Source organism: Candidatus Borkfalkia ceftriaxoniphila (assembly GCF_004134775.1).
Taxonomy (GTDB): domain Bacteria; phylum Bacillota; class Clostridia; order Christensenellales; family Borkfalkiaceae; genus Borkfalkia; species Borkfalkia ceftriaxoniphila.
The window spans coordinates 16782-30341 of record NZ_SDOZ01000001.1; the positions used below are offsets into that span (position 1 = coordinate 16782).

The following is a 13560-nucleotide window of genomic DNA, read 5'->3' on the forward strand; positions in this document are numbered from 1 at the left end:
TTAGTTTAAGTACAGTATATAATTTAGTACATTACATTTAAGGAGGTGATGGATTCAAAAATTATTATATAAAATAAAAGGAGGTAAATTGTGAAAAGAAAAATTTGGGCAACGTTTTTAGTGATATTTGTATTCAGCATGATTACTTTTGTTTTTTTTGGTTGTGGAGAAAAAAATCCGTATCCAAATCGGCAGCATATAACGATGCTGATCGTCGAACATGAGTATGATAAAAGAGAAGATGCTTATTGTGAACTGACCGAGAAAGAAAACCATAAAACAATAGAAATCGAGTTTGATGGGCGATATAGATATTTTATGGTACTTGCTTTATTTGAGGATGGTACAATTAAACATTTAACGGATGAAAATAGGATTACATGTGATGTAATGCACTATATTTCTCCGGAGGGCGAAATTGATTATAGTCCGAAAGATGGAATTTATGAAATCGGTACTTATGAGATTCGTTTTGTGATGAAGCCAGATAGCACATTGGTATTTCCTTTTACAGGAAGATTAACGGTGAATATTTTACCAAGGGAGAATTTTTAATGAGAACAAAGAGATTGTGGATAGGCAGTCTATCGATTACATTGATATTGTCACTTATGTGCAGTTTATTGTTATTATTTCCTTCGCAACGGGTACAGGCTGAAACGAGTATAGAAGATAAATGTGCACAATATACGAGTACAGATCTTTTAAAGAATACAAGTTCAGGAAAAGATATTTTTGATTTCGCTTCAGAATTAAATATCGCGGCATATGGCGCGCCGATTCGGGATTTACCGAATGTAATTCCGATAGAGTATCTGAGGCTAAATGGAGAGCCTGTTGTATATAAATACGTAGGTGAGGAATATGGCTTTTTGGTTGTACATTCATATCATAATGTCCCTCCTAATAACGGCGAAATAGCATTTTTACACATCTTTGTATTTGATTTTCAATGGACATTTGAAGGTAATCGTCAGGTCATGAGAGTGACCCCGATTGTGAGTGAGAACTTCAAATATGGATTGAACGCGGAAGGAGTAGAAACCTGGTATAAGAGCGATGCAAAATATACATATCAACTAGGTGGTTCTACCACTACTTTATATTTTGATAAGGACTTTCAACTTAGGAATGTCGGTTTCAGTACGCTTTTACTCAATGAAAACGCAGTTAATTATGGAGAGCGAGGATATTCCAAACAGAAAGATGACGGGCTGATTATCCAACAAACTCTATTTAATTTTAAAGGAGTAAAACAATTCAGTGGAAACGGCTTAGAAGAATTAGGAATTTTTGCTTTAAATCAAGCTTTAGGAAGAATACCTATAGTTGGGGATGTTATAACCACTAGTAAAGATTTTTGTGAAGTCATTGATGCTTTTATAACGGATACTAAAGACATTGATTTCACTACGCCTGAAGATAAGTTTATTTTTACAGAGGCATCAAGATCACAGCAAGCAGCCGATGATTCGTATGAAACGTTTACGCGTGCGAGTAGTATTAATCCGGCAAACGACATATATATCGATGTTGGCGGCTATGCAGAGTGTGTCACTCTGTTGAGCGATACAAATTATCGTAGTCGTTTATTAGAGCAGATGCGTTTTGACATAGTTTCGGTAAAAGCAGATAAAATTACATATTATAATGATAATTATGACAATGGCAATAGAAAACCGTTTTTAACTACATATAGTCAATCTTTATTTTCAGAAGCAGCACCGGTAACTGAGATGGATAATAAACCCATGGAAACCAGTGCGGATATCTATTTATTAGAAAACGGAAATCAGAAATTTTCTTATACGCCGTATGCATCAGGGAATTATCAAATTTATGATATTAATAAAGTTCTGAATATAAAAGTAATGGACCAATCCGGATCGACTTTATGGACCGGAATTGGAAATGCAAGCGTTCAATTATCAAAAGGGAAAAAGTATACGATTATCGTCAGCGGACAAAATGCCGTCCGTTCTTCTTTGCATATAAAATTTACGCCGATTGCTTTTAACAACGGGACAAAAAATATTACTTTGAATGGAGGAGAGGCGGTATACTTTAGCGTTGACTTAAATAATCGGAATTATCTCGTCGATACGTTTGATAAAAATTTCGAAGTAAATCTGTACGGGGATTCTTTTGATAATCTTTTAGAAGTATATAAAAATGGAAATGAATTCTGTTTTTATAATGACGGTCATCATAAATCCGTTGTGTTGGAAATTGTAAACCGAGATAGTAATAAAGTTCAAAATGCAAAAATAACTTTAGGAGATGGGCTTGCAGTTGAATTAGATAAACCTGTAGAAACGACGATTGAAACTAAAATCATATTTTCATTTACAGCACCAGTTACTGGGCTTTATTATATAGAAAAATATAATATTGATTTATATTCGTATTTTATAGATTTAAACCAACTCGTTGTTGGCAACGGTATTGATAGTTATTTAATGGAGGGTGGGAAAACATATTACGGGGTCATAAAAGCGAATAAAATAGGATCGGTCAAATTTAGCGTTCAACGCGATTCGCAAAAGCTTAAAACCATAGGCACTACTTCGATCACAGGGAAAAGTACATATCAGTTTGTTTCGTTTACAAGTAAAGTAAGTCATCGTTATACGTTTTCGTTGAGTAGTGGCGCACAATTATATTATTTAATACACAATGGACAATATATTTCAATAATGAATCCATCTTCTTACTCGTTGTTTATCCCCAATGGCGATACGGTATATTTTTCAATCAGTAATCCTAAGATTATTAATTTTAACATTACAGTTGATTTGCAAGAAGATGCTTTAATTTTAAATCAAAGCACCTCGTTTACTTTAAATGAAAACGGAACAAAGATGTTCCAAGTTTCCCTCCCGCTAACCGGCAAGTATTTTATAGAATCCGAGTTAAATTACTCACTGTTGGATTCCGGGCTTAACGAAATTTATTATACTCCGAACGATAAAATTATAAGCGGAGTATATTACGTTTTGGTAACCGGTGAAAAAAATCAAAGCAGTACTATCAAAATGAGTAACATTGTACCTGAAATGGCGATTATGGAATCTAAAATGATTTCTAATACATCGTATTATCAATACAATTTGATTCAAGGTGAAAAATATATATTTTATACTTTTGGGAATGAACTGAAAACCAATCCCCGAAGTGTTGAAATTTCTGATGCAAACGGAACTGTTTTGGCACATTCGAATGAAAAATTTGTATCGTTAAATTTTACGGCTACAACAAGTAAAATATACGTAAAATTAATAATAGAAGGTAAAAATTTTTACCTTGGTTTTAATATGATCTTTGAAGATAGTTCGAAAAATCCAGAGAACGAAGTTACTGTGTTTGACAAAAACGAATTATCGAATATTCCTATAAAAAGCAACAATGATTATACTTTTATAAAAATACCTAAGGGTGATTATGTTTTATATGTTGATAGCCCTTTGGTAGGGAAAGTCGAATTCTGGTCGATTACTGGTACGGGTTTCAGAAAGTATACTGATTATTCCGACAGTGCGGCTTGGATAAAATATAATTTTGATAGTAATGAAGATAAATTATATGCCGTTAACGGTAAATCGATATCTTCGGTAAAAGCTGCCTTAATTGATGCAAGTCAAGATTTTGATATAAGAATTCAATCAAAAGATGGAAATGTCGTAGATGATTTGATTCGAGGAAATGCTTATACCTTTCTTTTAGTTGATGAGAATAATATAGTTATAGGCGGTATTGAAGAATATCCTCAGTTTATTGTTAATTATAATGGTGAAACTGTTGTTCCGATTAATGGTTATTATTATTTCTTTGAAGGCAATGCTTCGACAGTAACCGTTAATGTTAGCTTTTTGGACAAGGTCGTACCTTTCGCAATTTTTTATGTACAATCACCGGAGGTAGAAGTACGATTAGAATATGTAAGCGACGAATATGCGTTTTTCGCAAAATCTAATATGACATATAATTCCGATGAAACCTTTAAGTGTACCAATAACGAATTGTTTGTCAATGATGGTTCTATTAAGGATGTGTCGGATTCAAGATCCTCGCTAAGCGTTTCTTTGAATGATATTAGATGGGAAGTAAACGCTACGATAACAGCCCGTTATACTTTTACTTCTGAAACGTTGGGTACCTTTATCGTGGAAGAGGAATTGAATTATCAAAATCCGCGTATGAGTATTAACCAAATTAACTTTAATAGTAAAATGATGGCTTATGTTAATTACGCATCTACGGATTCGACGCAAGTTGTAACAACGATTACGGTTCCATCTAATATTAAAATGTTAAATATTGACGGGGTTGGTGGAAAATATTTTCGGTTAAACATTAAAGTCGCTTCTCGGCAAGATTCATTAAGAATTAATGTAAGTAATCTGTATTTTTATTACGCAGATTGTGCACTGAATTATTCAGGTGATCAAACTATATATTTTGATGTAGCAAATGTCTGTAATATCATGCCTTCTGCAAATTCTGTTAATACGGCCATAGCGGTAAATAAATTAATTTTAGCTGGAAAATCTTTGAAAGTTACCGCTGCAAGTGCGCAGAATGCTACTACTGGTAATGATGCAGTGTCTGGAGCAACTGCTTTAGTTGCGCAGACTTTAGTGATATACATTAATGAATTGTATTTGACTGGCGGTAATGGTGGCAATGGAGGAAAGGCGCTTAATAGTGCTGCCGCGGGTAAAAACGGGGGTAATGCAGGAAATGGTGGTTTAGCTTTAAGCATACCGCAAGCGGCCTCCATACAAGTAAAATCTTCTTGCAGTAAAATCGTTTTAACTGGAGGAAATGGCGGTCATGGCGGCAATGGCGGGGACGGAGCTAATGGTAATGCATCTTCGGTTCATGGCAAAAAAGGTGGTAATGGAGGTGCTGGAGGGAATGGCGCTGAACCATGTAATTATTTTCTATCAAATAGTAAGATAACCAAATCTAAAGGTGCTTCTGGTGTAGGCGGTATAGGCGGCAATGGCGGCAATGGTTATGGCGAAAATGCTGTTGGAGGCACTGGCGGTATCGGTGGCTTTTCAGAAAATGGCACTGGCGGTCGTGGCGGAGACGGTGGCAATGGCGGCGATGGAAAACCTATAAATAGTAGTGACAGTTCAAGTGGCGCTGGAGGCACTGGCGGAAGAGGCGGTTACTCAACCAATGGGAGAGGCGGTCGTGGCGGAGATGGCGGTAAAGGCGGTCGTGGCGGAAACGGTGGCAATGGCGGCGCTGGCGGCAGTTCTGAAAGTGGATACGGTGGTATTGGTGGAAACGGTGGTGATGGCGGCGACGGATTTGATGATACGAATACAGATCAAAAACCTTCCAGAGGCGGCAATGGTGGCAATGGCGGTAAAGGAGGTTATTCAGGTAAAACGGGTTTGTACGCAACACCAGGTAATGGTGGAAACGGCGGCCGCGGGGGGTATGTAGGTAATATCGGCGGAGGTAAATCTGGCGGTAATGGTGGCTACGGATATAATGGTGGGCATGGCGGCCATGCTACGAAAGGAAATGCGATCTTTGCAGCAGGAGGTAATGGTGGTAATGGAGGAGATGCTTATGGAGGAAGTCCGGGTAAAAAAGGTGATTCAGCTTCAGGTGGGCCCATGGGGGCTCATGGAAAAGAAGGAACTGATGGAGTAAATAAAGGAAGTTACCAAAATTATCCAGGATAAAAAAAAAGGGAACAGTTGTAAAACTGCTCCCTTTTTTATTATGATATATTTAGCAATTTGATTCCTTGAAAAAAGATATAAAAAATATGAGCCGTCTCCTATAAAGGAGGCGGCTATTTTTGCAATGGGTATGGATGGGTATGAATCATATTGAGAAAAAAGCACAATATATAGTATTTTTATTTTAAGACTTCTTCTAAATGTTGTATTGTTTGTTTTGACAGGCATTTGCGCGATGCCTCGAAATCGTGTTTACCCCACGGGTAACAAGGGTTCAAATCCCTTTCTCTGCGCCATACGTGAATAATACGAACCCCGAAGATAATTCGGGGTTCGTATTATTTTTTGCACAAGATTTCTTCGGTATCATAATTCGGTTGAAGTAGCACCTCAAATTTTGCTTTTTTCGGTCGGCTATGGTAGCATAGGTCCTCGCGGACGTCAACGTCCGCAAAATCGTCGCTTAAAACTTTTATAAAAATAAATTGAGAGCAGAGCAAGGAGTTTTTCCTTGCTCTGCTCTTTTGCTGTATTTATATAGTTGTGCTTTTCACCCACGCAACGATTTTTCTTTCCCCGTTGACTTCCGCAGACCGATACGCAAGATGCTTTCCATTTACCGTCCTATGCCCCTTCGCCTTTTGCCCGAAAAAGGCAAAATCAAATTCGGAGGTGTAAAATGGAACAAACGGAAAAGAAAAGGGATTTCAAGGTATTGGCTGAGAAAATATCTCCCGAAAACATATTGATCATGTCGGAACTGTTGGCGATAAAGGAAACGAAAACGCTCATAAGGTTTATGAGTCGTCATGCGGTAATCGCGCATGCGAAACTTTGCAAAGACGTGTTCTGCAAAGATACGCGGGGATACGTACTGTCCGACTGCTACGATATAGTACAGAGCGTGGCGGTTTTTCTCTGCGAACATTTCGGAGAATATCTGGACGATTTCCTGTATATCTCGAAACGAGGGAAAAGGATCACGATAAAAATAGAATGCTGCCTGATCGTAACCAGAATGTTATGCAGGAAATACTGCTATATGCAGAAATATACAAGCCTTGAAAAAACGAAAATGAAAATCGAATCCATGGCGGAAGAAACGGAGGAAGAAGACTATTCGATCGTTGACGCAGTCGTAGCGTCTCTGAACCTAACAGAAAACATGAATCTTGCGTTGGATTACAGAATGTCGGGAATGAGTTATCCCGATATAGGAAGAATGCTGTCGAGGGCGACGAGTACCGTATATGAGTATTTCATCAAAATGCGGCAAAGATATTCCGCTATTTACGGCGGATAAAAATATCCGCTATACTGATTATCGTTTAACTTCATATTCAATCAAAGGCACCCAAAAGAACCTAAGTCGAATATTCGGCTTAGGTTCTTTTTTTATGTATAAATAAAAATTTTATATAATCATTTAATCAAGTTCTATATCTTTCGAACGAAACAAATCATCATCTAAAAACTCAAAAATCGTTATATCAAAACCATTTGCAAGTTTATAAAGTGTCGTTAAGGTAACTGTTTTATTCTGCCCCGATAAAATTCTATTCATAGCCCCGTGATATATGCCTGATTTTTGTTCAAGCCGATATTTTGTCATATCGTACTTTTCCAATAATTTATAAATGCGTTTCGCGACAGCGTCGTTTACAGTCAAATCCCATCACCCCCATGTATAAACCTGTTTCTTGCTCTAATTGATGCTGGGACATTTTCTGTTTTTTCAACAATTCGCGAACTCTAATAGCAAATGCTTGATTAAATGTCATAACCTCTCCTTAATTGACTAATTTGTACTATGTATATTTTACCAAACGTATTTTAAAAAATACGTAGTATAAATCAGTCAAATAGTTGATTAGTTAAAAAAACTATGATAAAATATGTAGTGTAAATTGGTCAAAATAAAATTTTTAGGGGATACGCAAAAATGAAAGCCTCAATAGCCTTGGCAGAAAGAGTTAAAAAGGTAATAGAACAGAAGGACATTACAAAAAGCGAACTCATTAAAAAAAGCAAACTTTCCCCCTCTACCATAAATAATATTTTACAGGGAAAGTCCGATAAAGTATTGATAAGCACTTTATGCGTAATTATGAAAGCCCTTGATGTTAGTTTATCAGAATTTTTTGACGACGATTTACTGACATTAGAAAATATAGAAGATACAAGTAAACGGAGCGCAAAATGAAATATTTAACGAAAGAATGGCTGATACAATACAAATTGTCATATATAAACAGCGTCACAAAGAAGTCTAAACAGGCGCAAACTCAAAATATCGTTTATTACAACAACCTTTATCGAAATCGCTATTTAAAATTTATCGAGTTGGAAAAATCCGACGAAATCTATTCGGATCCCCGCAAGGATTTAGAATTGTGCGAACAAAGAATGAACGAGCAAGGGATAACCGAAGAGGAACGAAAACTCAGAAAATGTATATACAGGTATTATGCTAAAACTTGCGAAAAGCGGATAGCGGCAGGCGCGCCGTTTATGTTCGATGAAAACCATGCCGCCCGTAAATTCGAAGAAGGCTTGCGGCAAAAGATAGAATTATTGAAACAAATGCCACAGACAATCTTGGATAAGGTTGCAGATATCGGTGTTTTTGCGTTCGGATATGTAAGCGAGGAAGTAAAAAGATTATTAAAACCCTATTGCGGAGAATTGAAACGGCAATGTAAAGGTGTACTGAAACAAGCAGAACGCGAAACGGAAAAAGCGGAAAAATATCTGACAAAAAGGCTCGGGGTAAGCGAATACACGGAATTGTTTTTAACTGATTTCATTTTTAAAAACGAAGATATCTATTTACTGTTTGATGACGGCGATAAGTTGCTTATCAAAAACGGCGAAATCCTCGAAAGGGAGGAAGAAAAACTGTTTGTATGGAACGCGGATATCCCCAACAGCGGTTGGAGCATGGTACTTGCCGCCGAGTTGTACCGTATAGGCGAAAAATTCGAAATACATTTTTTAATGGAAAACAGAAACGAATATGAACGTTGTACAGTATGGTACTTGACATTCCGAGGAACGGATATACAGGAAATCATAACCCCAAATAATGAATTTCGGTTCAAATAATTTAATAAAAATCAGTACTGAAAAAGACGCTTTCGAGCGTCTTTTTTTTATGCCGCCAGACTGTTGTAAATCTGACGAAAAAGGGCAAATGGCAGTAATACGTGCGCTTGGCTATAAACAAGTCGGCGGCTACGCTGACGAGGCGGCTGACGCCGCCTCGTCACCCGCTCGCTNATAGCTGCGGTACTCACCGTATGCATGAAAAAAAGAGCAAAATAAAAAAAGAACGCCCCTTAATTCTCCGGTACGATAATTGAAGGGATAGAAGTATATACACGGAAACGTTCCATGAGAATGATTTAATACATAATACTAATTGCTGACAAAGTAATAATTGAATATCGATTTTTGAAGCCACCCTGAAAGGGGTGGCTTTGATTTACAAATTAAAACTGAAAAAAGTGGAAAAATCAAATGGCAGTAATACGTGCGCTTGGCTATAAACAAGTCGGCGGCTACGCTGACGAGGCGGCTGACGCCGCCTCGTCACCCGCTCGCTGCGCTCGCGGGCGCCGAAGCCAAGCGCACGCCCGAAACGAAACAACGCGGGCAAACGGAAATCAAAGCGGCGGCGAACGCGCGGCATCGCCGCTGAACCGCTTGGCGATGGCCGCGCGCATTTTTCGCCGCGCCATACTTTGATTTTTTTCCGCTTTGGCTCTCCGCTACGTCACTTTCGGCAACCGCGCTATCACCTCTCTGCTGCTCGGCTGTCCTATGTATTCTCCGCCCATCCAGCATCCGAAATCGTCGAAAAGGATAAACTTTTTTCCTTCTTCCCCGTAAGGACAGATGATATCCTCGTCCATTATATCCGTCACGAAATACCGGTACAGTCCTCTCGAATAAATGAGTTTGCCGCCCGACTTCTCGATATACTTCATAAGATACCTCACCATCTGCGGCAGATCCGAGGAATGGCTTATAGGACGGAACTCGTTCCGCCCGAATCTCTCAGCAAAAAACGTATTCTGCCGAATCGTCTGCTTTTTTCTCTTTCGGGTATCGAAATCCCGTACTTCTTCCATCTCTCCCGACATTGCTCCTTCGGGGATATAGAATATCCCGTGAAAATGCAAACGGTTTGTATCTTTTCCGCGTTCCCACGCGCCTATGTACAGCCAGTCCTTTCTCGAACTGAAATGCTGTAAACACTGCATAAGTTTCTTTTGAAAACTTTCTTCCGTATGTTTCTTATCGTCGAACGTAAAAGTTACAAAATAGTTAAATGTCTGCTGGTTAATCTTTCTCCACAGCCGCATTTTGCGGCAGACCATATTCCTGTGCTTTCTGTTAAAGTTATGTTCCACGAACGCACGGCAGGAGATGCTGTCCTTGAAATAGGGCAGCATTTCTTTTTGCACGTACGATTTTCTTTCCCGCTTTTTCATATCCGCGCTCTTTTGATACAGTTCCTCGAATAACTCTTTGCGTGTCATACGCTTTTGTTTGGAAACCGTTGCGATTTCCTCTCGTTCCGTTTGGGCAGGTTCGTTCCCGACGGTATTCACATCGGGCATTGCCGAAACATCTTCGGCGGGTTCCGTGACGGTGATCACCTCTTCGGGAACTTTACGACGTTTCCCCGCGTGAGGGTTCGGCTCGTAAGGTATCCCGATACGGTGGCTCCCATCCGAATAGACTTTTACTTTGCTATACGGCATAGCGTTTATCCTCCTTTGAATGAAATAAAAATTTTGCTCTTTATCTCTTCTTCGGCGGATGAGGTTGTTTTGTTTTTTCTTTCCTGCATACGGAATCCTTACGGCTGCCGCTTGACGTCGCGATTCTTCGCCGTCCGTATGCTTCTTATTTGCTTTCTTTTAACTTTTCAAAATATTCGCTCACCCGCAATTCCAGAGAAGAAACAAAGAGGTCGAACTCTTCCTCGGGCATATGCTCTATGTCCGGTCTCCCCACGGCATAGACTTTTATGCCCAAAGGGTTGTCCTTGACCTCGATTTCTTCCAATGTTATCACCTCCTTTATATAGATTTTTTTGTAACATCAATCCATAACGACCGTAACGGTCTTGCTCATGCCGCGTTCCTCCTCGTTATATTCTCTCGGAGATACTCCAAAAGTTTTTTGTTTTTCATGCGGATATACTCGGTACAGTAGTTGAGTTCTTCCGCCGCAGCCTCCTGCGTCAGACCTTTGACGTATAAGGCGAAATACACCCTGTACAAATCGAGCGGGGCGTCATAGATTGCCTCCGCATATGCCTGTACCAGAGTTGTCGTTTTATGCGGAACGATTTGAAATTCGCTTTCCAAAACCGGTCTTTCCGCATAATACCCGCGTATAGTTTTTAAGTCTTTCTTGATTTCTTCCGTCGTCATATCTTCCTCCTGTTTCAGTTTAAAGTCAAATTACCTCTCACTTAATAGCCACGTGAGCGGTAAAAATTCAGCCCCCAAATTGAAGATTTCATAAAACTTTCATATTTCAATTTTTTACAGGTTTTATTAAGCCGTTCCGATACGTATTTTTTATTTACACCTATACCCGACAAAATAAAGAAAAACTTTGACGGGTAATCTGAAAATTTTTTCTGAGAAAATAAAAAAAGACCGTGACCGCAGACAAAAGGGCGGACGATCTCTCGCCCGTTCTTTGCCTGACAGTCACGGTCAACCCGGTTATTTCGCCGTATTTCTAAAACACACTCGGCACAATCTCCTGCGCCCGGCTACTTCCGCTGATACTTATTCCCTCTGTCAGAAAACTTTCTGTTCTCCGTGATATGAAACCTCTCGGCTTGTTTGCGCTCCCATTATATCACGCGGAAAACTCCTTTGCAAGAAACTCTGCCCGGACTTTCCCCTGATAAAATCCATATATACCCATACAACTCCCCAACAAAATACAACGGTTCCGCAACTTTTCTGCCGAACCTTTCGGCGTTCGGAGTTTGGGAGAGCTTTCGCGCCGTGTCAAAGGCGCGCAGCAATTTTGAATACTTGAAAAAGTATGTTTTTCAAAAATTCCTGCGCGTCCCTTTCGGGCAGACCTTTGACACAACGCTCCCGCTCTCCCTTTTTTTCTCCGCCGAAAGGTACGGCAGGCATAAAATTGTACGGGTTCCGTTTCGGTTGGGTTTCCTTTGTTCTTCGGTATATCCGTATATTCATAGGAAACACTGCCGCTCCTGTGCCTTGTTTCCCTTGCCGTTATGGTGTATCCTATAAGCAAAAATATTTCGGAGGTATTATCTATTTTGAAAACAGCAGTCATCTATGCCCGTTATTCGAGCGACAGCCAATCGGAACAGTCCATTGAAGGGCAGGTCCGCGTATGTAAACAATTTGCCGAGAAGAACGACCTTCTCATCGTCGATCAATATATCGACAGAGCCTTGACCGGTACCAACGACAACCGCGCCGCGTTCCAGCAAATGCTCAAAGACAGCAAGCGGAAGCAATGGAGCGTGGTTATTGTTTACAAATTAGACAGATTCGCACGCAATAAGTACGAATCCGTCGTCAACAGAAAGAAACTCTTTGACAACGGCGTGCAGATCGTTTCCGCTATGGAGAATATTCCCGATACTCCCGAAGGCAAACTCTTTCTCGCCGTTATCGAGGGTTTTAACGAATACTTCTCCGAAGACTTAAAGCAGAAGGTCAACCGAGGCTTGCGCGAAAGTTGGCTCAAAGGCAACGCCACGGGCGGTAAGGATATTTTCGGCTGGGATTTGAAAGACAAAAAATATCACGTCAACGAAACGGAAGCGGACGTTATCCGGCAAATCTATCGGCGGTATGCGCAGGGATATAAGGCGCAGGCGATTGCGGACGATCTGAAAGCAAGAAACTTCCGCCGCAAATGCGGGAAACATCTTACGCAGAAATTTATCTATAAAGTACTGCACGACAAACGTTATACGGGTATCGTTACGCATCAGGGAACGGAATACGACAACATCTTTCCCCCGATCATTACAAAGGAGCTATGGAATCAAGTGGACGCGATCAATGAAGAAAACAAAAATGCACCCGGCCGTAAAAAAGAGATCTTCGACTACATACTTTCGGGAAAACTCATATGCGGCGACTGCAAGCATAAAATGGTAGGCGAGAGCGGCACGAGCAAGACGGGAGATATCCATTATTATTATACCTGCCTTTCCAAACGCCGTGGCAAATCGGAATGCGGGTGTAAAGCGATCAAAAAGCAGGTATTGGAAGATTACGTTATCAACGCTACCGTGGCTATGCTGCGGAGGAACAGCGTCATCACAAAGATCGCGGAAACCATTGTCAAAGTCCATGAGAAAATCATCCGAGACAGTTCGGGATTACAGACGCTCGTTAAGAAGCGCGACGAGGCGAAGAAAGCGGCTGATAATATCGTAAAAGCGATAGAAAAAGGTATCATCACCGATTTTACCAAAGACAGGTTAGCGGCTCTGCAAGACGAGGTGAACTGCCTGGATATAGAGATTAACAAGGAAACGCAGAAAACCTATGCGCATCTGACAGTCGAGGAAGTAGAAAAATATCTCCTCTCCAAAGTGTTCGAGGATCCCGACGATATGAAAACCCGGAAGACGATTGTAAATACCTTTATCCGCGATATTATCTGGTACGGCGACCGTATCGTGATTACCTATAACTTCCAGGAGAACATATTTACGGAAAGATTTTCCAAAAACTATGTGGAAAAAGCTGAAAAGCAGATCGGGGACGCTTCCCGGTCTGCCTCTTCTTTCTCTTTGAGTTCGTACTTATTCCCTCAATCGGCGCCA

Annotated in this window: 11 protein-coding genes; 7 read left to right on the plus strand and 4 right to left on the minus strand. The window is 40.1% G+C overall.

What is annotated here, in order from left to right:
• Positions 1 to 90 precede the first annotated feature (90 nt).
• The 3 genes from ESZ91_RS00085 (at position 91) to ESZ91_RS00095 (ending at position 7008) form a co-directional block, all read left to right on the plus strand.
• A complete protein-coding gene (locus tag ESZ91_RS00085; RefSeq protein ID WP_129222891.1) occupies positions 91 to 555 on the plus strand; it encodes a hypothetical protein in 465 nt (154 codons plus the stop codon).
• Positions 555 to 5705 (plus strand): hypothetical protein, encoded by a 5151-nt coding sequence (locus ESZ91_RS00090; RefSeq protein ID WP_129222893.1) that lies wholly within the window; start codon positions 555 to 557, stop codon positions 5703 to 5705. The genes ESZ91_RS00085 and ESZ91_RS00090 overlap by 1 nt, the downstream gene beginning before the upstream one ends.
• A 679-nt stretch (positions 5706 to 6384) precedes the next feature.
• Complete coding sequence (locus ESZ91_RS00095; protein ID WP_129222895.1) at positions 6385 to 7008, plus strand: hypothetical protein; 624 nt, start codon at positions 6385 to 6387, stop codon at positions 7006 to 7008.
• A gap of 123 nt (positions 7009 to 7131) precedes the next feature.
• Here the strand turns inward: ESZ91_RS00095 and ESZ91_RS00100 are convergent, their stop codons facing one another.
• The gene (locus tag ESZ91_RS00100; RefSeq protein ID WP_129222897.1) at positions 7132 to 7374 is read right to left on the minus strand and encodes a helix-turn-helix domain-containing protein; all 243 of its coding nucleotides are present in this window, start codon (positions 7372 to 7374) and stop codon (positions 7132 to 7134) included.
• Between the two features lie 273 nt (positions 7375 to 7647).
• Here ESZ91_RS00100 and ESZ91_RS00105 point away from each other — a divergent pair, with 273 nt between their 5' ends.
• The 3 genes from ESZ91_RS00105 to ESZ91_RS11525 all read left to right on the plus strand — a co-directional run bounded on the left by ESZ91_RS00105 (position 7648) and on the right by ESZ91_RS11525 (position 9405).
• Entirely contained in the window at positions 7648 to 7908 is a 261-nt protein-coding gene (locus ESZ91_RS00105) for a helix-turn-helix domain-containing protein (protein ID WP_129222899.1), read from the plus strand.
• The gene (locus ESZ91_RS00110) at positions 7905 to 8810 is read left to right on the plus strand and encodes a DUF4085 family protein (RefSeq protein WP_129222901.1); all 906 of its coding nucleotides are present in this window, start codon (positions 7905 to 7907) and stop codon (positions 8808 to 8810) included. The genes ESZ91_RS00105 and ESZ91_RS00110 overlap by 4 nt, the downstream gene beginning before the upstream one ends.
• 433 nt (positions 8811 to 9243) lie before the next feature.
• Positions 9244 to 9405 (plus strand): hypothetical protein, encoded by a 162-nt coding sequence (locus tag ESZ91_RS11525; protein ID WP_154071816.1) that lies wholly within the window; start codon positions 9244 to 9246, stop codon positions 9403 to 9405.
• Positions 9406 to 9475: 70 nt separating this feature from the next.
• Here the strand turns inward: ESZ91_RS11525 and ESZ91_RS00115 are convergent, their stop codons facing one another.
• The 3 genes from ESZ91_RS00115 to ESZ91_RS00120 all read right to left on the minus strand — a co-directional run bounded on the left by ESZ91_RS00115 (position 9476) and on the right by ESZ91_RS00120 (position 11152).
• Positions 9476 to 10474, minus strand: a complete 999-nt coding sequence (locus ESZ91_RS00115) for a rolling circle replication-associated protein (RefSeq protein ID WP_129222903.1) — start codon at positions 10472 to 10474, stop codon at positions 9476 to 9478.
• Between the two features lie 145 nt (positions 10475 to 10619).
• Complete coding sequence (locus ESZ91_RS11530) at positions 10620 to 10781, minus strand: hypothetical protein (protein WP_154071817.1); 162 nt, start codon at positions 10779 to 10781, stop codon at positions 10620 to 10622.
• Between the two features lie 65 nt (positions 10782 to 10846).
• Positions 10847 to 11152: a hypothetical protein gene (locus tag ESZ91_RS00120; RefSeq protein WP_129222905.1), complete on the minus strand. Its 306-nt coding sequence runs from the start codon at positions 11150 to 11152 to the stop codon at positions 10847 to 10849.
• An 878-nt stretch (positions 11153 to 12030) separates the two neighbouring features.
• Here ESZ91_RS00120 and ESZ91_RS11625 point away from each other — a divergent pair.
• A partial coding sequence (locus tag ESZ91_RS11625) for a recombinase family protein (protein WP_161970972.1) occupies positions 12031 to 13560 on the plus strand: 1530 nt, incomplete at its 3' end.